We start from the raw sequence: 19,474 nt of genomic DNA on the forward strand, positions 1-19,474 counted from the left end.
GGTGCTCAACCCAAGCGAGGACCACCCATGGACGCCCCTTGTTGGGCCTGGGCTTGCTGCTGTGCCTGCGCCTCGACCTGTGCCTGCTGCGCCTGGAACTGCCCCATAGAGCCGGCCTGCTGCTGCGCGTGAGCCTCCGCCATCTGAACGGTCTGACCGACGGTCGGTGGAGGCGTCGACAGATCGACCTGGGCGCGATCCCCGGGACGGGTGCCGTGGATCTGCAATGTCTTGTCGTCCTGGATCGACAGGCCGGCCACCTCGCCTGCACGGATGTCCGCCTGTTTCGCGGCGAGTGTAACCTGCGCCACTCGATCCTCCGACGTCCCTTCAGGCAATCGTTTCTTGAGGTCGTCATAAAGCCCCGGGTCGATGGAGCGACCGCTCGCGAGCTGCGTCTCGGCCGATGCGGGCTTGCCTGCGTCGGAGATCGTGAACGGACTCGGGGCGATCGAGCGATGAGGATCCTCGGGATGGATTTTTTCCGACGCCGCCTGCCGTTCGAGGCGAACGGCGCGCGCGTCGTTCAATTCGTCGATTTTCTTAGGGTCGTCGACGCGGAACGATGGGCTCCTGAAGCCGAACTCCGCGACGTCCGAATCGGCGGAAACACTCCAGCTCTTGTCTCGCCGATTGAACTCGTAATGCATGATGCCTTGATCGATGTGATCGACATCCGTATAGCGCCCGCTCTTCGTGGCCGTGACGGCGGCCGCCGTCAGGGACGCGTAGTAGACACCTGGATTAGGAATCTGCTCCCGATAGTCATGCGCGATATTTCGCGTCGTGCTCGCCATCCGGTCGGCGCCATAGTGGCTGTTGTCGAGCATCGAATGCCAGACTTTCTCCATCTCGCCATCGCCACCCTTCTTTCGTGCCGCGTCGAGCAGGATGTTCGGCGTCCAGGCATCGGCACCGATATGCCGGCTCTGGAACGTCGCACGGTGGCACTCCTGGATGTCGCTGGCGGGAAGATTGAGCGCCTTGTCCGGATGCCCGGCGTTGAACTGCGCGACCCTTCGACTGAAATCGTCACGGACCAGGTCTCGTCCAAACCCTTCCCATGCACGTTCGTCGAGTTTCACACCGTTGTGCGATTGCGCATATGACTGGGCATAGGCGTTGGCGACCGCACCCGGCATGTTGTCGTTACGGACGACACCCAGGGCAAGAAGACCGTATCCATCGTTGCCAGGATGCTGGGCGAGGTAATTCCAATAACGCTCACGGTTACCGTCCTTGGCGTAGGACCCGAGTATCGTCATGTCCTTTTCGTTCAAGCCGCTCATCCCTTGCCTCCTTCGTGACGGAGTCCGTCATGGAATATCCGGGTTACCCGATCCTGGATTTTCTTCCAGTCTTGCAGGTAGGCCCGCAGGTAGGTCGTGGTGATCCAGAGTCCGTATTCAGGCATCACGAATACGTGCTTGCACATGCCTCTATCGACGCCTACGGGCAGCGACTCCATGTGATGCCCCACCAGGGCAGCGCCCTTCAGCTCCCGCGGACTGCATTGGATGAAGGTCGTCACGTGCCCGTCAGCGTCCTTGGCTACGTACCAATCCTTGCCAAGGCTGTTCAGGTCGCTTTCCTCGACCGGCGCGCCCCTATGTTCGAGATAGGCGCGGAGCGCAGCACGATCGATGTAATACGGCGTGAGACCGAAGCGAGGCTCTCCTTCCTTTCGGGTGCGCAAGTGAAGCGAAGGATCCGCGGCGTCGTCCCAGGCATTGGGCTGGATCGACTTGTCGAGCATGTCTTGCGGCGTACGCCCCTCGACAACCAGCGGCTGAATCGCGACGGCATCGTCGAGATAGGCCTCGTTCCATGCCGGATCGGCAATCGCCCCTGGCGGATAGGCCTTCAGGTCGGGCCACCTCAACATGAGTGACACCGAGCCCTGGAAGTCAGGGCCCTGCTGTCGCGCATACATATTTCTGGGAAAGGCGAACACCCTGGATCCCAACGTCGCCTCGACAGGCTTGTCGTCGTATGCATCGGATGCATGACTGCCCGAATGCGCGGGCGCATCGTCATGCATGGCGACGCTCGGCCCGCTGTTCGCCACAGGCTGGCCGGCATACGTCGTGGCGCTGGCGGCAAGCGCCAGCGCGGCAGTCGCGCCCACGGTCTTCAGGGTCTTGCTTGGCATGGCATGGTCTCCAGGCGACGGCATCGTCGGGACGGGCGGCAATCGGCGCGCGGCGAGAAGCGGGTCCTTGTCGTAGCGTAGCGTGTCGCAACGCAGCGCGAACTCGATACCGCGCTGGAGTGCGACCAGGGTCTCGCTTCCCTGGGTGGCGATGTGACCCGCCAGGGCGGGCCAGCGGCGATGATCGAAGCGGGTGCCTTCGCCGGCAGGGAACACGAACAGGTCGTCGGGGTCCGAGGCGCCACCGGACGCGACACCGCCGGCGAACACGCGAAGATCAAAGGCACCGAGCGCGCGCTGGCCTCCCGCCTCACCGTAATGGCGAACCCACTCCCTGCCGCCGCTCGTACGTTGCAGCACGCGGACGCCCCGCATCTTCGCCTCGTACAGCGAGCGCTCGTAGGACGGCAGCGAACCGATCGTGTCGGGTCCGTCGAGTACGCACAGCGCCGTGGCTGGCGCCTGACGTGCCGCCAAGGCGACAAGGGCGCGTTCGAGGATGTAAGACACCAGCCACGTACCGCCATGATCGCGGTCGTCCGGCCAGCCCACGTAAAGGCTTCCTGCCCCCGACGCCCAGGCGGTGAGGTCGATGTCGCTGGCGGAGATCGCTTCCCGTGCCCGCAGGTCGGCGAGGAACCGCAGCGGCTCGGCCGTTCGCGACATCAGGACATCGAGATCGCGACTTGGCATCGCCAGCAGTCGCTCGATGCGATCCCTTGTGACGACGCCGATAAAGGGCTTGTCGGCCAGACGTTTCATCTGTGCCTTGCGCAGGCCGCCGGCCTGGGCGCATAAAGTCCAGATGTCGCCCAGCGTGGCCGCCGACGGTATCAGGCCCTTCTCCAACGCATCCTCGCGATCGTCCAGCACGAAAAGCGCGAGGGCGAGGAACGCCTCCACGACATCGTGCGGAATTGAACACCCCCGCCAGCCACCAGCCCAGGAACAAGGCGAGCAAACTCGCCAGCCACACCACCCAATGATTCAGTCCTTTCATCGTTCCACGCTGTGTCCTTGAGCCATGCATGAGCCGGTACGAGCCGACAGCCAAACATTGCCAATAACCTCGTGAGCGTCAAGCCGCGACGCCGAACGATACCTGGAGGCACCCACCTACCAGATACGCACTCGTGCCGAGGGTTCCAGGTACAACGCCTGTCCAGGGGTCACGCCATAGGCGCCATACCAGGGATCGAGATTCCGCACCGTCCACACGCGCTGTATCGCCGGGGCATGCCCATTGGTCAACAAGCGACGCCGGAGGTCCGCGTCGCGATAACTCAGGCGCCATAGTTGTGCCCAACCGAGGAAGAAGCGCTGGTCCGGCGTGAAGCCGTCGATCATCTTCGCCGTCTTGCTTTCGGGCGATGCCTTGTAGGCATCATAGGCGACGGTCAAGCCGGCGAGATCGGCGATGTTCTCGCCGAGCGTGAGCTTGCCGTCGATATGCATGCCGGGCAGTGGCTCGTATGCCGAGAATTGCTTCGCGAGCGCATCGGTACTGGCATGAAAGGCATCAAGGTCGGCTTGCGTCCACCACGTGGCCAGCCGCCCCTTCTCGTCATACTTCGCACCCTGGTCGTCGAACTGATGGCTCATCTCATGGCCGATCACGGCACCGATGCCGCCGTAGTTGATCGCCGCATCGGCATGGGGATCAAAGAACGGCGGTTGCAGGATCGCCGCCGGAAACGTGATGCCGATCGTCGGATAGTTGGCGAACGCATCCACCGTCATGGGCGTGGCCGACCATTCCCAGCGGTAGAGCGACTTGCCGATGCGATCCATGTCCCAGTCGTGCCGCCAGCGACGCGCACGTATCGCATTGCCCAGCAGGTCGTCGGCACGCATGGTCAGCCCCGTGTAGTCGTGCCAGCGATCGGGATAGCCGATGCGTGGCGTGAACGCGGCCAGCTTGGCATGGGCCCGGGCCTTCGTGGCGGCCGACATCCAGCTCACCGCATCAAGACGCCTGTTCATCGCAGCGATGATGTTTTTCACCATCGCCAGGGCCGCTGCCTTCGTCTCCGGCGTGAACCATCGGGCGACATAGATACGGCTTACATCGTCAGGCACGGCGTCCACGACGAAATCCGCAGCGCGCGCCTTGCGCGGCTCGCGGGCTTCGCTGCCATCGAGCACCCTGCCGTAGAACGCAAAATCCGCATCGCCCACGCTATCGGGAAGAAAGGGCGCGAAGGCATGCAGGCTCTGCGCACGCAGGGCATCCTTCAACACATCCATGGGTGTCTTCGCGATGATGACGGCAATCGCCGCAATGGCGTCGGGCTGCATCGCCACCACGGCATCCCCGGCGGGTTCGTGTCCGACGAACCATGCCTTGATGCCAAGACCGGAGGTCTGTCTTGCCAGCGCATCAAGCGTGGTCCGGTTGTAGGTCTTCGTGGCATCGCGATTCTGCAAGGGTGTCCAGCTGACCTTGGCGATCTCCGTCTCGAACGCCAGCACGGCACGGGCGCGTCGGGCGGCATCGTGCTGCCCCGTCGCTTGCAATGCATGGGTCAGCCACACCACATATGCGTTGCGCACCTCAGGCATGGGCGCATCGGCGGACAGGTAATAGCTGCGATCGGGCATGCCCAGACCGGACTGCGACACGATCGGAATATAGGTGTCCGGATGCGCATCGTCAGGCCCCACCTCGATCCGGATGGGCACGATGATACCCAGTGCCGCCGCATCCGGCAAAAGCGCACGATAAGCTGCCCTGTCACCCATCGTGTCGATGCGATCCAGCCAGGGCCGCAAAGGCGAAAGCCCGAGCGCCTCCACACGCTTTTCATCGAGATAGCTGGTGTAAGCAGCTCCGATGCGGCTGGAAGGGTCTTTCGCCGCTTCGGTCAAGATGTCGCCGACGCGCTCGGTGTTGATGTCGGCCAGTCGGGCGAACTGGCCATAGTTGGCCTTGGATGCCGGTATCGATGTGCTTCGGGTCCAGCCGCCGCTGGCGTAGACATAAAAATCGTTGCCCGGCCGCACAGACCGATCCATGCCGGTCGTATCGAATCCAAAGTCGCCGATCACTGGCCGCATTGCGACGGACTGCGCCTGAACGCCGTACGCCATCCCCGACATCAACACACCTAACCATAGGCATCCAGAACGGATCATTCTGCATCTCCCCAATGCATGAATGGCCGATTCTGCTCGCCTGCAGGACCCGACGCCACCTCACCCCGCTTTCTGTAGGAGCGCGCCTGCGCGCGACCATTTGAAACGGTGCGCTCCGTAGCAAAACCAAGCTGCCTACCGCAGGGGTGGGAGCCGCTCGCATCGGCGATGCGTGTGCTCCGTAGAAACGTCGGCCTTTGTGGGTTTCCGCTCCGTAGCAAGGGCTCGCCTATCGGCCTCGCGCTCGGCGCCTGTGGCGTGGTCGCCTGGAGGCAGCGGGGGCGGCCCTTGTCGCTCCGGCCTGCGGTGTCCCTCGGGAAAGGAGGAGCCGCTGCGCGGCTCAGTGTCTTATGGCTTACGCCCCTTCGGGCCCGGGGAGCGGGCGGGGTTTCCTGACTCGACATCCTGTCTCGGCAGGAAAGGCCGGCCTTCCTGGCCGGCCCCCTTCGGGCCTTTTCCGCCCACTCCCCTCACCTCCATCAAGTCGCGCCAAGGGCCGCCCCCGCCGCCTCTCCACACGTCGCGGCAGCTTGTTGTAGGAGCGCGCCTGCGCGCGACCGATTGTCGCGAACACCATCATCGTTTCGATTCCACCGGTCGCGCGCAAGCACGCTCCTACAGAGATGCGGTGTCGCAAGACGGATCGCCGATGCGACCAGCGCCACCTCACGACTAACCTGGCGTAACTACTGTCGTGTAGGAGCGCGCCTGCGCGCGACCGGTTGTCGCGAACACCATCATCGTTTCGATTCCACCGGTCGCGCGCAAGCACGCTCCTACAGAGATGCGGTGTCGCACGATGGATCGCCGATGTGACCGGCGCCACCTCACGACTAACCTGGCGTAACTACTGTCGTGTAGGAGCGCGCCTGCGCGCGACCGGTTATCGCGAATATCTTCATCGTTTCGATGCATCCGGTCGCGCGCAAGCACGCTCCTACAGAGATGCGGTGTCGCAAGATGGATCGCCGATGCGACCGGTGCCACCTCACGACTAACCTGGCGTAACTACTGTCGTGTAGGAGCGCGCCTGCGCGCGACCGGTTATCGCGAACATCTTCATCGTTTCGATGCATCCGGTTGCGCGCAAGGCGCGCTCCTACAGGGATTGTGTGTCGCTGGATGGATATCGAAACGATTGGCGCCAAAGCCGATGCAACGCCATCGTGTTTGCTGGCAAACCGAGGCGCTGGGTTCCTGCGTGCGCAGGAACGACGGGGGCGATTTTTGAGAATATTTCCATACCCAAACGCGTGCGCAATTTGGTACGGTGTGTGCGTTGTCTGCTCGTTCGTTGATGGCTCGGCAGACAACCATCGCTCGACGTATCGAGAAAGACGCGACCCAAGGGCGCTTGCAACACCCTTGAGCCGCTGACCAAACCAACTGAGTTAGGAGTTGATATGGCTGTGCCAAATCTTAAGGCATTCTCACACCCACCGTCTGTCCCGGACGGTCCAGGGACGTCCTAAAGGCTCGTCAGGACGCGGCTAACGCCCGCCTTCGTCCTGATTTCTCACCGTTTCTGGCTCTGCCGTCCTACCCGGCGCGTAGCGTCCTGCCTGTGAGAAAACCGGACAAAACGCGGGACTCGTGAGATCTCGTCGCCCGAGTCGATGAGGGGCACGGCCCTTGGCGTGCCCCGCTCGGAAGGCGGCGCTTTAGGGAAAACCAACGAGATGAGTGATCCGAAAGACGATGGCGTCCTCGGCGAGGGGAGCTTTGGCCTGAATACTGAGGCCAGCATGGATACGTTGATGAATGACGCGACCGCGTGGCAGGCGTATGCCGAGGCGATGCAGTCGGTGCTGACCGAATACATGGCGGAAACCGAGTTGCCGAATCAACGCTGTGTGGCGCGGGCGATGTCCGGCGTCAACGTGCTGTATCGCATGGGCCTGCAATGCACTAAGCAGGCGAACGTGCGGCGTATGTGGGATGAGGTGCGCGCGCTGGGAGGGGCGAAATGATCGTGGGGCTGTGGGAAGTGGGTGTCGCGCTGGTGTTGCTGGTGGTGAACCTGCTTGTCTACCTGAGCAGTTATGGCCGGCCGTGTTCGCTGGCGACGGGGGCGCGGATGTTTTCGGTGTTGTCGTTTGTGGCGTTTATTGCCGGGGCGTTCGCCGTGGGGGATATGGCGGCGCACGGGTGTTTGCTGCCGCGGGAGGTATGGCCGGGGATGGTGTTTGAAGCGGCGAGTGCGGGGTTAGTGGGCGCGTCGTTGGGGGCGGTCTGGCTTTGGGGGATGTCGCGGTAGGAAGCGATGCACCCGACGACACCGTATCCCTGTAGGAGCGCGCCTTGCGCGCGACCGGATGCATCGAAACGATGATGGTTTTCGCGACAATCGGTCGCGCGCAGGCGCGCTCCTACAAGATCACCGTGAGATCGGTAGAGGCGGCGGGGGCGGCCCTTGGCGCGACTTGATGGAGGTGAGGGGAGCGGGCGGATAAGGCCCGAAGGGGACGGGTCAGGATGACCCGTCTTTCTCGCCGAGGCACGGAGGCCGAGTCGAGAAACCCCGCGCGCTCACCGTGCCCGAAGGGGCGCAAGCCATCAAAACACTGAGCCGCGCAGCGGCTCCTCCTTTCCCGAGGGACACCGCAGGCCGGAGCGCCAAGGGCCGCACCCGTCGCCTCGTGCGCCGCCACGCTCACGCGCCGAGCGCGAGGCCGATAGGCGAGCCCTTGCTACGGAGCGGAAACCCACAAAGGCCGACGTTTCTACGGAGCACACGCATCGTCGATGCGAGCGACTCCCACCCCTGCGGTAGGCCGCTTGGTTTTGCTACGGAGCGCACCGTTTCAAATGGTCGCGCGCAGGCGCGCTCCTACAGGAGTTGCGCAAACAAAAAGCCCCGCTTGCGCGGGGCTTTTCGTCTCACGCGAAGGAGGCCTCAGGCCTTCTTGCGCGGGGCAGCCTTCTTGGTGGCAGCCTTGGCCGAAGCCGGCTTGGCCACAGCGGCGCCGGTCACGACGTCGACGTGCGGACGGGCGTTGCCATAGCTGGAACGGTAGATCTTGCCGCGACGGGTGCGACGATCGCCCTTGCCCATGGGGAAACTCCTTGATGCGTAATGATGGAGGAAACGGCCGGTCATCGTATCAGCGGCCACGTAAAGCGCAAGACCCGTTCAATGAACGTGGGAACCGCCCTTGCCGCAGCCCTCCAGCTCGTCAGGGCAATGACCCGGGTCGAACTGGATGGTGGCGTGGCCCACGCGCCAGCGTTCGCTGAGCATGGTCTTCAGGGCCCTCAGCACGCGGGCCGGATCAGCGTCGGGGCGCAGTTCGGCGTGCAAAGTCGCCATGCGCGAGCCCGCCGTGACCTGCCAGACATGCACATGGTGGATGCTGGTGATGCCCGGATCGGCCTGGGCCAGTTCGCGCTCGATCTCCGCGAGATTGAGACCCTCGGGCGTGCCTTCGAGCAGGATATGGCCTGAACGCCGCACCAGCGACCATGCGCTGCGCAGGATCAGCAGCGATACCAGGATCGACAGCACCGGGTCGGCCCAGAGCCAGCCCATCCAGCGCACCGCCAGGGCGGCCAGCACGGCGGCAACCGAACCCAGCAGGTCGCCCAGCACATGCAGGCTGGCACCGGCCACGTTCACGTCTTCCGGGTCGTGCCCGTGCAGCAGGCGAAGCACAAAGACATTGGCCAGCAGGCCGATCAGGGCGACGATGAACATCACTCCCGACAGGATCGGCTGCGGTGCAAACAGGCGCTGCACGGCCTCGAAAACGATGAAGGCCACCAGGCCGAACTGCGTGAGTGAATTGACGAAGCCCGCCAGCACCTCGATGCGGCCGTAGCCATAGGTACGCCGCGAATCCGCCGGTCGCGCGGCAAAACGCGCGCCGAGAAATGCCAGCAGCAGGGCCAGGGCATCGACCAGCATATGGCCTGCGTCGGCAAGCAACGCCAGCGAACCGGAAACGAAGCCGCCGGCCGCCTCCACCACCAGCATCAGCGTGGTGAGGACGAAGGCGATGAGCAGCTTGCGTTCGCTGGTGCCGGCGAGGTGGTCATGATCGTGGTCATGACCCTGCCCGTGATCGTGCGCGCCGTGCGAGTGGCCGGCGTGCGAGTGGTCGTGGTGGTGTGCCATGGGTGGAAGGCTAGGCAATCAGCCGCCGGTTACACAATCACGGGTGGACGCAGGACGGCCCGTGGATGTGTCCGGCGTGACCGCTGCGGTCGACGCGCAGGTTCACGAAATGCGCCGAAGCGACAAGCAGGCCGCCGCAGGTGACCAGCACGCTGTGCAGCAGCGGCGTGTTGCCATGCAGGAAGGTGACGCCCAGCAGAAGCAGCACCAGGCCCGGCGTAGCCAGCAACAACGGCAGGCGGCGACGGTGGCGGCGATACCCGGAAATGAGCGCCATGGAGGCCAGCACGCTGGCAAAGGCGACGAAACCCGCCTCGAAGCGGTGGTCTGCCAGGAACGACAGCCCCAGCACCGGCAGCAGCGCGATCACGAACGGCAGCACGGCACAGTGGATGGCGCAGAGAAAGGACGCCGTGGCGCCCAGCCTGTCGGCGGCGTGCCACCAGCGGCGAGGGACTTCGGGATCGACAGGGGACTGGCTCATGACATGCATAGCGTGACTAGTTGCACAGGTATAGGCAAGTGATGCTACTTTATAACATTGCAAACCTGAATGTGGAGCGACACCCCCGATGCGCAGAACCTTCTTCGCCCTGACCCTCGCCGCGACGTTCGGACCGGCCCTGCCGGCCATGGCCGACGACGCGCTCCAGGACGCCACGGCGCCGACCGGCACTGCGAAGGAAAGCCAGGGCAAGTCACGCAAGCACGCCGACAAGCTCGACGGCATCGTCGTCAACGCCGTGCCCCTGGGCCAGAGCGCCGACCAGATCGTGGCCCCCGTGGCCGTCCTCGCCGGCTCGGCCCTGGACGATGCCAAGGGCGTCTCCCTGGGCGAAACCGTATCCTCGATTCCCGGCGTGCAGACCTCAGCGCTGGGCACGGCGGTGGGGCGACCCATCATCCGTGGCCTCGATGGCCCGCGCGTGGCCGTGCTGGAAAACGGCCTGTCCTCGCAGGATGTCTCCAACGTAAGCCAGGACCACGCCGTCACCCTTGAGCCATTTCTCGCCGACCAGATCGAAGTGCTGAAGGGCCCGGCCACCCTGCTCTACGGTTCGGGCGCCATTGGCGGCGTGGTGAACGTCGTGGATGGTCGCGTGCCGGAAAAGGCCCCGGAAAACGGCTTCACCGGCCGTGCCGAAGTGCGCCATGACTCCGTGTCAGACGGCAAGACCGGCCTGTTCCGCATGGACGCCGGCAACGACCAGTTCGCCCTGCACGTCGATGGCATGCATCGCGACAACGGTGATTACGACATTCCCGGCGGCACGTTGCAGAACAGCGCCGTGAAGACCACCTCCGGATCGGTCGGCGCATCGGTGCTGGGCTCGTGGGGCTACCTGGGCCTGTCGATCTCGCGCTTCATGGATCTCTACGGCGGCCCCGCCGAACCGGGCAACCCGGAAGAAGGCGAAGACCCGGTCCACATCAAGATGGCGCAGACCAATTACAACCTGAAGGGCGGCCTCGTTAAGCCCTTCGAAGGCATCAGCAAGATCGAGTTCAACCTCGGCCACGGCGCCTACCAGCACGTGGAGTACGAAGGCAGCACCCCGGGCACCACGTTCTCCACGGACAGCAACCAGGGTCGCCTGGTCGTCACCCACGAACCCATCGCCGGCTGGGAAGGCGCCTTCGGCGTGCAGACCCAGCACCGCAAGTTCTCCGCCGTGGGCGAGGAAACCTTCGTGCCCGCCACCACCACCAAGGGCGTGGGTGTGTTCCTCACCGAGCAGCGCGAGTTCGGCCCGGTGAAGGTGGACCTGGGCCTGCGTCGCGACAAGCAGAGTGTGGACCCGGACAACGGACCGAAGCGCAACTACAACCCCAACAGCCTCTCTGCCGGCGTGGCCTGGCGCTTTGCCGAGCAGTGGCATGTGTCGCTGAACCTCGATCACGCCGAGCGCGCGCCGTCGGAAGAAGAGCTGTTCGCCAACGGCCCGCACGAGGCATCGAACACGTTCGAGATCGGCAGCGACCTGCAGAAGGAAAAGTCGAACCAGGCGGAGCTGGGCCTGCACTTCCACGGCGACGTGGTCGAGGGCAAGGTGGCCGTGTACTACAACAAGTACAAGAACTTCATCTATCTGGCCGACACCGGCGAAGTGGAAGACAACCTGCCCGTGCGCGTGTGGTCGCAGAACGATGCGACCTTCCGTGGCGCCGAGGCGGAAGCTACGTTCCACCTCGCCAAGGGCCCCTCGGGCCACTGGGACCTGCGCGTGTTCGGCGACACCGTGCGCGCCACGCTGTCGGACGGCGCGGGCAACGTGCCGCGCATTCCGGCCGGTCGTGTGGGCTCGACGCTGAGCTGGAGTGCCGACAGCCTGCGCGCCAGCCTGGGTGCCGTGCGCTACATGAAGCAGGACAAGATCGCCGCCTTCGAAACCGACACCGCCGGCTACACGCTGGTGAATGCCCACTTTGCCTGGACCTTCGTCAACGAAGAACGCAGCCAGTGGGAGGCCTTCGTCAACGGCAACAACCTCACCAACAAGACGGCCCGTCCCGCCACGTCGCTGTTCAAGGATGTGGCGCCGCTACCGGGCCGCAATGTGTCCGTAGGCGTACGCGCCTACTTCTGAGTTTCCGGTCGGCCTACCCTCCTCCCTCCCTGGGCCGGCCGGAACACCAAGCGGGGCGTCGCGCAATGCGACGCCCCGCGCCTTTTTCGTGTATGGCGAAACTACCTGCAGTTCTTGCAGATCCCGTGCACTTCCAGCGTCTGCGCCAGGGGACGGAAACCGAACGCCTTCGCCTGCGCCTCGATCAGATCGGCCACGCGCTCATCGCACACTTCCTGCGCGCACTGACATTTGTCGCAGATGAGGAACGGCACCTGGTGCTGCTCGGCCGGGTGATGGCACGAGACAAAGGAGTTGATCGACTCCAGCTTGTGGATGAAGCCGTGCTCCAGCAGGAAATCGAGCGCGCGATACACCGTGGGTGGCGCCGCATTGCCGTGCTTCTCGCGCAGCTTGTCGAGCAGGTCGTAAGCCTTTACCGGCTTGCCGGCACTGGCCACCAGCTCGAGCACCTCGCGGCGGAGCGGCGTGAGCCGAAGGCCCCGCTCTTCGGAGGCCTTTTCGACGGCGGCGATGAAATCACGCGGGTCGTCGTGATGGTGCGTATGGCGGCGGGCTGCGGAAGTAGTCACATCGATATCCTCGTGTGCGCCATCCTAACATGAGGGCACATCAGCGTTTTTTCGAGCCAGGCAAGGGCGGCGGCGACACGGGGCGGCGCGGCAGGAAAGGCACGGCCCAGCCGAAAGGCCCCAGCACCAGCGAGGCGAGCACCGTAGCCGCGAAGCGACCTTTCCACCAGCCCAGCAAGGCGCCCACCACGATGAACACCACCTGCCAGAGGATCAGCTGCCCCCATGGCACCAGGGCCATGAGGTTCAGGAATATCTTCACGGAGGCGCCGGGGTCGTCGGGGTCGACGCCCTGGAGGGCTCTGGCGAGAAGATCGTCCATAGACGTGCCCCTGTAGGAGCGCGCCTTGCGCGCGACCGGTCCGAAGCCATGAACTACCCGCTACGAACCGGTCGCGCGCAAGGCGCGCTCCTACAAATCAGGATTTGGCCCTGGACAGGGCGTCGTCGATGCGGCCCAGCGCGCCTTCGCGGCCGGCCAGGTAGATCGTGTGCTCGATGGACGGAGACACCTGGGTACCGGTCATCGCCACGCGCAGCGGCGCGGCAACCTTGCCCATGCCCAGTTCCAGCGCAGCGGCCACCCGTTCGACAGCGCCATGCACGGCCTCCGGCGTCCACTCCGGCAGCGCGGCAAGTTCGGCCTTCGCCTTCTCCAGCGCGGCTGGCGCGGATTCGGTGCGCAGGTGCTTCTCGATAGCCTTGTCGTCCCACTCGACGATCGGGCCATACCAGATCTTCGCGCGCTCGGCCATGTCCACGAAGGTCTGCACGCGGTCGCGCAACGCCACCACGACATCGGCAGGGTTCGGGCCGGATGCCGGGTCGATGCCGATCTTCTGCAGGTGCCAGGCCAGCTCGGTACCGAGCGTCGCCGGGTCGTCGGTCTTGAGGTAGTGCTGATTGAGCCAGGACAGCTTGGTCACGTCGAAGCGCGAGGCAGCCTTGTTCACGTCGGACACGTCGAAAAGCGTCTTCATGTCGTCGACCGAGAAGATTTCCTGGTCGCCATGCGACCAGCCCAGGCGCACCAGGTAGTTCAGCAGCGCATGCGGCAGGAAGCCGTCGTCGCGGTACTGCATCACGCTGACCGCGCCATGGCGCTTGGACAGCTTCTGCCCGTCCGGGCCCAGGATCATCGGCAGGTGCGCGAACTCCGGCACCGCGGCGCCCAGCGCCTTGTAGATGTTGATCTGGCGCGGGGTGTTGTTCACGTGGTCATCGCCACGGATCACCTCGGTGATGCCCATGTCGATGTCGTCGACCACCACCGCGAAGTTGTAGGTGGGAAAGCCATCCGAACGGAAGATCACGAGGTCGTCGAGCTCTTCGTTCGACCACTCGATACGCCCCTTCACCTTGTCGTCGAACACGACGCTGCCCGAGGTGGGGTTCTTGAAGCGGATGACCCGGTTCGGATCGTCGCGGTACGGCTCGTTGCGATCACGGTAATAGCCGTTGTAGCGCGGCTTCACGCCGTCGGCCATCGCCTTGTTGCGCATGGCCTCGATCTCGTCCTTGGTCTCGTAGGCGTAGTAGGCCTTGCCCTCGCGCAGCAGCTGGTCGGCCACTTCGCGGTAACGGTCCATGCGCAGGGTCTGGTAGTACGGGCCCTCGTCATGGGCCAGGCCCAGCCAGCTCATGCCGTCGAGAATCGCCTGCACGGCCTCGTCGGTGGAGCGCTCGCGATCGGTGTCCTCGATGCGCAGGATGAATTCGCCACCGCGGCGGCGGGCCTCCAGCCAGCAATACAGCGCCGTGCGGGCACCGCCGATGTGGAGGTAGCCGGTGGGACTGGGGGCAAAACGGGTGCGGACGGTCATCGTGGGTCATCGATCTCGGACAAGAGAACGATTTTACCGTGTAGGAGCGCGCCTTGCGCGCGACCGATCCGGAACAGGGAAGTCAGGCCCTCACCAGTCGCGCGCAAGGCGCGCTCCTACACGGCTTGCCTGGCCGTTTTCGGGGATGCCTGTCATATGGCGGTCATGCCCCGATAACGGCGCGGACACGCCCCGGCGCGACCATGGCTCAAGCCAGGGCCAGAAGGGTCACCGCCATGCGAGTCGGCATCGTCACCGAGACCTATGCACCGGACGTCAACGGGGTCTCCCTCACCGTCCAGTCGCTGGCCCGCGGACTCGTCCGCAAGGGTCACGACGTCGACCTCATCCGCCCCGTCCACCCGAACACGCCGCCCCTCTCCGAGGCAGGCATGGACGTTCTTGCCGTCGAGGGTGCCGCCGTCCCCCGCTATGCGGGACTGCGCTTCGGCTTCCCTTCCCGGTTCCGCATCGAGCGCCGCTGGCGCGCCGAACGCCCGGATGCGATCTATGTGGCCACGGAAGGCCCCCTGGGCTGGAGTGCCGTCAGTGCGGCGCGCCGCCTCGGCATCCCGGTCGCCACCGGTTTTCATACGCGCTTCGACTTCTACGTGGGTCATTACGGCTTCGGGGCGCTCACGCCGCTGGTTCGCCGCTATCTAGCCCGCTTCCATCGCCGCGCCCAGGTCACCCTGGTGCCCACGGGGCAACTCGCCGGCGAGCTCAACGACCTCGGCGTGCATAACGTGCGCGTGCTGCGTCGCGCGGTGGACACGCTGCGCTTCCAGCCCGGTCGTCGCGATGACGACCTGCGCCTCTCATGGGGCGCTGACGCCGCCACGCCGGTTGTGCTGAGCGTGGGCCGCGTGGCGCCCGAGAAGAACCTGCACGTCGTGATCGAGGCCTATCGCGCCCTCGCCCGCCGCGTACCAAACGCACGCTGCGTGATCGTGGGCGATGGCCCCGAGCGTGCGGCACTGGAAGCCGCGAACCCGGACATCCTCTTCGCCGGCACTCGTCGCGGCGACGAACTGGCCGCCTGGTACGCCAGCGCCGATCTCTTCGTCTTCCCCAGCCTCACCGAGACCTTCGGCAACGTGGTGCTGGAAGCCATGGCCTCCGGTGTGCCCGTGGTGGCTTACGCCGAAGCGGCTGCGAAGGAATTCATCCGTAACGGCCAGAACGGCATCCGCGTGGCACCGGGCAACGAAGCCGGCCTGATCGAACGCGCCGCCGCCCTGGGCGCCGACATCACCGCCCGCCAGACCATGGGCCATGCCGCACGTGCATCGGTGGCAGGCCTCTCGCCTGACTCCGTCATCACCGAATTCGAATCCATCATGCAGTCACTGGCCGGGGAGAACGTCCATGAACGTACCGCCGTCGCGGCGTAACCTCGATTCGCGCATGTGCGTGGCTGCCAACCGCTGGGGCGCGCGCCGCGCCATCGGCGTGTTCTTCGGCATCGTCAGCCGGCTCGGCGACGGTGTGTTCTGGTATGCGCTGATGACCGTCATCGCGCTGGTCGGCGGCTGGCACGGCGTGGCCGTGGCCGCGCAGATGGCTGTCACCGGCCTGACCGCGCTCATGCTCTACCGCGTGCTCAAGCGCTGGACCAAGCGCCCACGACCGTTCCGCGCCTGCCCGGGCGTGATCGCCCATGTGCCGCCGCTGGACGAATTCAGTTTTCCGTCCGGCCACACACTCCAGGCCGTGTCCTTCACCGTGGTCGCCGTGGCGCACTACCCGGTGCTGGCTCCATTCCTGATCGGCTTCGCCGCCCTGATCGGCGCCTCACGCGTGGTGCTCGGCCTGCACTACCCCAGCGATGTCGCTGCGGCGACCGTCATCGGCGGGACGCTGGGCACGCTGTCGCTGTGGGTAGAGCGCATCCTGCTCTGAGCCTGCCAGTGATCCGTGGGCAACAACACCGACGGCAAGGTGCAGCGGGGGTCCATGCGCAGCAACTGGTAGGCGATGCCGCCGACACCGGCCATCAGCCCGGGTGACAATGCCTCGCCCAGCATGCCGCAATAGGGACCATGCGTTTCCAGGCTCCCCATGATCGCGGCCTCCAGCGACTCGCGCGTCATGTCCTGCGGCGCCCAGCCCTGCTTCAACGCGTGATCGAGCAACTCCCACGTACCCAGGTCACCGTGGCAAAGACCGTGATGATTGGCACCCATGCCCTTGTGCCATAGCGTGTGCGCTGCGCGCTGCAAGGTCTTTCGTTGCTGATGGTTGCCGGAGAAGCCCAGGTCCACCCGGGCCAGCGCGATGCCTGCCGCCCCGTGACACCAGGCCACCGAGAACTTGTCCACGCCGACGCCACGCATGTCGCGCCAGTTGCCTTCGGCTTCATCGAACAAGGCATCCTCGAAGGCAAAGGCCGCCTGCGCCATCGCCAGATGCCGAGGGTTACCGTTGGCCACCGCCAGCTTGTGCAACGCCCAGCCGATGCCGGTCACGCCGTGACCAAATCCGCCAAGGCCGTCGACCCAGCGCTCGTGTGGCCAGCACGCCTTGCCATCGAGCACCCTTGCGCGATCACAGAGGCGATTGCCGATGGTTCCCGCCATATCGAGATAGGTAACCTCGCCACTGGAGCGGTAAAGCCTCAACAAAGGCACGATCCCGCCCGCTGAACCGGTAAGCAGATCATCGATGTCATCCGCTTCGGCCGCTTCCGGCATCAGCGCGGCCAGCTCGCGCGCACGCTCGACGCCCTCGCCCTTCGTGACACCCAGCTCATCGAGCGAAAGCCATGTCCACATCTGCGAGCCGAGCCCGATATAGCCACCCGGTGGCGTTGGTCGCGGACGCGCAACACGCGCCCGGCGCACGAACAGCTCTGCCTGCGTCATGCGCATCGCATGCACCACGGCATCGCGCAACGCCGCCACACCCTCGACGGCATCCGCCCGCCCGGCTTCCATCTCGACGGTATAACCCGCTGTCAGCAAGGCAAGCCCCGAAAGGCCGCCGTATAGATCCTGTGCCAACGGCTGCACGCTGCGCCCGTTAGGCCCCAGCACCGACGCAATCCATGCGGCACTGCCGTCATTTGCTCGTATCGCGCGCGTCGCCAGCGATCGCATCACGGAAGCGGCGAGCGAGCGACGACGGACATCCAGGTCGTCCCGCCACGGCTCGACCACACGCAGCGACCGCTCCGTCGCCGTCCAGCCATCGCCTGCATAGGCGCTCGCAAGCGCACCGTGAATCACCCGGCGCTCCAGTTCCAGATCCGCTGCACGCCAGTGCGCAAGCGCCTCGTCGGCAAGCTGCCGCGGTGCAAGCCAGTGCGTACCACGGGGGCCATCCAGGCGCCCGTGCGAAACCAACGTGGAAAAATAGGGGATGTCGCCATCGAGCAGATCGGCGATCTCGGCGGCGATGACGACATCGTCATCCGGAGACAGCGCACGGATCTCCCCCGACTTGCGCAACAGGGATGCCGCATGCGCGCTGGCCGTATCGGCATCGTGCAACGAGACCGGATGCCAGAGCATGCGGGCCAGCTCGGCATACGTTTCCGTGGCACGCAGCACCACTCGCACCAGGCAACGATCAAACGCGCGCAAACGGGACGCCAGTTCGTTACGGGCATCCATCTCGCGCAGCGTTGCCGTCAGAGCATCGAAACCGGCAAGCACATCGGGCCAGTAGCGCGAAAGCTCCGGCTGCTCGCCAGGATGATTGCGCGCACCCTCCACCTCGACCGACACCGTACCCAGACGGGCACGATCCGTACCGCCATCCACCATCGCCGACACGAGAAGTTTCGGCTGCTCGCCGGGCAACGCACCGATACCCGAGGTATCCACGCCACGCCAGCCAAGGCCGCCCCCGCGACCGGGCAACATGCCCATCGCCAGCACGGTGCCGTCGATCATCGCCACCGCGCGGTCATGGGCCGCGCCCATGCCCGAAGGCTTCGCCTCGACACGGGGCGTAAACAGGGTTTCGCAATCGATGACGAACGGACAGGCTCCGTGCGCAATGAGATTCTCGGCGTGCAGGTCGGTGCCGCCCAGCAGGCGCATCAAGGCCAGCCATTCGCCGGTACCGCGATAGAACGAACGCAGTTCGCCCGTGCCTGCGGCATACACGTGCTCTACAAATGCCGTCCAGCCGTAACCGTCGCGCTCAAGTGCATCCGGCACGCGCATCGACGTCGGCACGCCGAGCTGGTCGATAAAGAGCTGCAACTCGACATCGATAGCCACCGAGCGCGGCTTGTACACCACGCGCCCCTGCTCGCAACGAAGCAAGGCCACCGTCTGGCCGCCTGCGTGGCTGTCGCCTGCGCCAAGCTCCAGTCCGGTGAGTTCGCCAAGCGGATTACCCGCCAGCTCCCACAAGGCCATCCGATCGGCCGCAAAGCGTTCGGCCAGCTCCAGCCCACGTGCAAAGCGTGCGTCCACCACCGTGCGTATGCGACCGGCCATGGTGGGGTAATGCTCGTCCAGACCACGCCAGTAGGCCGGCGTCGAGGACAACGCAATGAATTCATGCCAGCGCGCCACGCTGTCCGAGGCCAGAAGCATGCCGTCTTCGGCTGCGGCATGCAGCTCCAGCAGGAGCACACGGCAGAGTTTTCCATGCAGGCTGGCCACCGCGGTGTCGTGCACGCTGCGATGGATAACCCCTCGCTCGCTGGCCGACAGCCCCTGCACCGCTTCGAGCCGGGCTGCCAGGTGAGCCGACGCATCGGCCACCAGGCAGCCCAGCGATTCACTGAAATCAGCATCCATGCCGGATGTCATACCGTGCCGATCAGGCGCACTGCGTGATCTTGGTGGTCTTGATCGAGCCCGTACACATCGCGCAATCGGTCACCGCGATCTCGGTACCACCGACGATATCCGCCTCGGCAAACGCGTTGGCGAACAGATCGCCTGCCGGGTTGCCGTTACCGGCCTGCTTGCGCCACTCGGCGGCGCGGCTGACCGACTTCGACGAAAAGCCCATTTCATTGCTCATCCGGACACTCCCTTATGCACAGTTTCGTTAATGGAAAAACTGAACTTCCGTGGTGGTGCTGACAGAACGGCATGGCGACGGGTCACTTGCGATGTATCGACCAT

16 protein-coding genes are annotated in these 19,474 nt (G+C 65.0%); 5 read left to right on the plus strand and 11 right to left on the minus strand.

Annotated elements, in window-relative coordinates; all coding sequences use genetic code 11:
- Positions 1-5: 5 nt before the first annotated feature.
- The 3 genes from KR767_RS20300 to KR767_RS20310 form a co-directional block, all read right to left on the minus strand.
- On the minus strand, positions 6-1,289 hold the full coding sequence (locus tag KR767_RS20300) for a hypothetical protein (RefSeq protein WP_250877581.1): 1,284 nt from the start codon (positions 1,287-1,289) through the stop codon (positions 6-8).
- Entirely contained in the window at positions 1,286-3,055 is a 1,770-nt protein-coding gene (locus KR767_RS20305) for a hypothetical protein (protein WP_250877582.1), read from the minus strand. Before KR767_RS20305 ends, KR767_RS20300 begins: the two co-directional genes overlap by 4 nt.
- A gap of 213 nt (positions 3,056-3,268) precedes the next feature.
- Positions 3,269-5,167, minus strand: coding sequence for a M13 family metallopeptidase (locus tag KR767_RS20310; protein ID WP_250877583.1), 1,899 nt, complete (start codon positions 5,165-5,167; stop codon positions 3,269-3,271).
- Positions 5,168-6,966: 1,799 nt separating this feature from the next.
- Here KR767_RS20310 and KR767_RS20315 point away from each other — a divergent pair.
- Positions 6,967-7,257, plus strand: coding sequence for a hypothetical protein (locus KR767_RS20315; RefSeq protein WP_250877584.1), 291 nt, complete (start codon positions 6,967-6,969; stop codon positions 7,255-7,257).
- The gene (locus KR767_RS20320; RefSeq protein WP_250877585.1) at positions 7,254-7,544 is read left to right on the plus strand and encodes a hypothetical protein; all 291 of its coding nucleotides are present in this window, start codon (positions 7,254-7,256) and stop codon (positions 7,542-7,544) included. The genes KR767_RS20315 and KR767_RS20320 overlap by 4 nt, the downstream gene beginning before the upstream one ends.
- 639 nt (positions 7,545-8,183) lie before the next feature.
- On the opposite strand, the gene KR767_RS20325 is transcribed toward KR767_RS20320, so the two are convergent.
- From KR767_RS20325 to KR767_RS20335, 3 genes are all read right to left on the minus strand, one after another.
- Positions 8,184-8,342, minus strand: coding sequence for a 30S ribosomal protein THX (locus KR767_RS20325; protein WP_166946946.1), 159 nt, complete (start codon positions 8,340-8,342; stop codon positions 8,184-8,186).
- A gap of 78 nt (positions 8,343-8,420) precedes the next feature.
- Positions 8,421-9,401, minus strand: a complete 981-nt coding sequence (locus KR767_RS20330; protein ID WP_250877586.1) for a cation diffusion facilitator family transporter — start codon at positions 9,399-9,401, stop codon at positions 8,421-8,423.
- Between the two features lie 37 nt (positions 9,402-9,438).
- Entirely contained in the window at positions 9,439-9,885 is a 447-nt protein-coding gene (locus KR767_RS20335) for a MerC domain-containing protein (RefSeq protein WP_166946948.1), read from the minus strand.
- A gap of 88 nt (positions 9,886-9,973) precedes the next feature.
- Between KR767_RS20335 and KR767_RS20340 the strand changes: the two genes are divergently transcribed.
- Positions 9,974-11,989, plus strand: coding sequence for a TonB-dependent receptor domain-containing protein (locus KR767_RS20340; RefSeq protein ID WP_250877587.1), 2,016 nt, complete (start codon positions 9,974-9,976; stop codon positions 11,987-11,989).
- A 101-nt stretch (positions 11,990-12,090) separates the two neighbouring features.
- On the opposite strand, the gene KR767_RS20345 is transcribed toward KR767_RS20340, so the two are convergent.
- The 3 genes from KR767_RS20345 to gltX form a co-directional block, all read right to left on the minus strand.
- Entirely contained in the window at positions 12,091-12,561 is a 471-nt protein-coding gene (locus KR767_RS20345) for a transcriptional repressor (protein WP_250877588.1), read from the minus strand.
- Between the two features lie 40 nt (positions 12,562-12,601).
- Positions 12,602-12,883, minus strand: a complete 282-nt coding sequence (locus KR767_RS20350; protein ID WP_250877589.1) for a hypothetical protein — start codon at positions 12,881-12,883, stop codon at positions 12,602-12,604.
- 97 nt (positions 12,884-12,980) lie between these two features.
- Entirely contained in the window at positions 12,981-14,384 is a 1,404-nt protein-coding gene (gltX, locus tag KR767_RS20355; protein WP_166946951.1) for a glutamate--tRNA ligase, read from the minus strand.
- Positions 14,385-14,620: 236 nt separating this feature from the next.
- Between gltX and KR767_RS20360 the strand changes: the two genes are divergently transcribed.
- Positions 14,621-15,778: a glycosyltransferase family 4 protein gene (locus tag KR767_RS20360; protein ID WP_250877590.1), complete on the plus strand. Its 1,158-nt coding sequence runs from the start codon at positions 14,621-14,623 to the stop codon at positions 15,776-15,778.
- Positions 15,753-16,286: a phosphatase PAP2 family protein gene (locus KR767_RS20365; protein WP_166946953.1), complete on the plus strand. Its 534-nt coding sequence runs from the start codon at positions 15,753-15,755 to the stop codon at positions 16,284-16,286. Before KR767_RS20360 ends, KR767_RS20365 begins: the two co-directional genes overlap by 26 nt.
- On the opposite strand, the gene KR767_RS20370 is transcribed toward KR767_RS20365, so the two are convergent.
- Complete coding sequence (locus KR767_RS20370) at positions 16,202-19,141, minus strand: type 2 lanthipeptide synthetase LanM family protein (protein ID WP_250877591.1); 2,940 nt, start codon at positions 19,139-19,141, stop codon at positions 16,202-16,204. The two genes, KR767_RS20365 and KR767_RS20370, sit on opposite strands and share 85 nt — an antisense overlap.
- Positions 19,142-19,163: 22 nt before the next feature.
- Positions 19,164-19,370 carry a DUF6229 family protein gene (locus KR767_RS20375; RefSeq protein ID WP_166946955.1) on the minus strand — a complete coding sequence of 69 codons (207 nt, stop codon included), beginning with the start codon at positions 19,368-19,370 and terminating at the stop codon, positions 19,164-19,166.
- Positions 19,371-19,474: the final 104 nt, after the last annotated feature.

The organism is Luteibacter anthropi, from assembly GCF_023699965.1.
Lineage (GTDB): Bacteria > Pseudomonadota > Gammaproteobacteria > Xanthomonadales > Rhodanobacteraceae > Luteibacter > Luteibacter anthropi.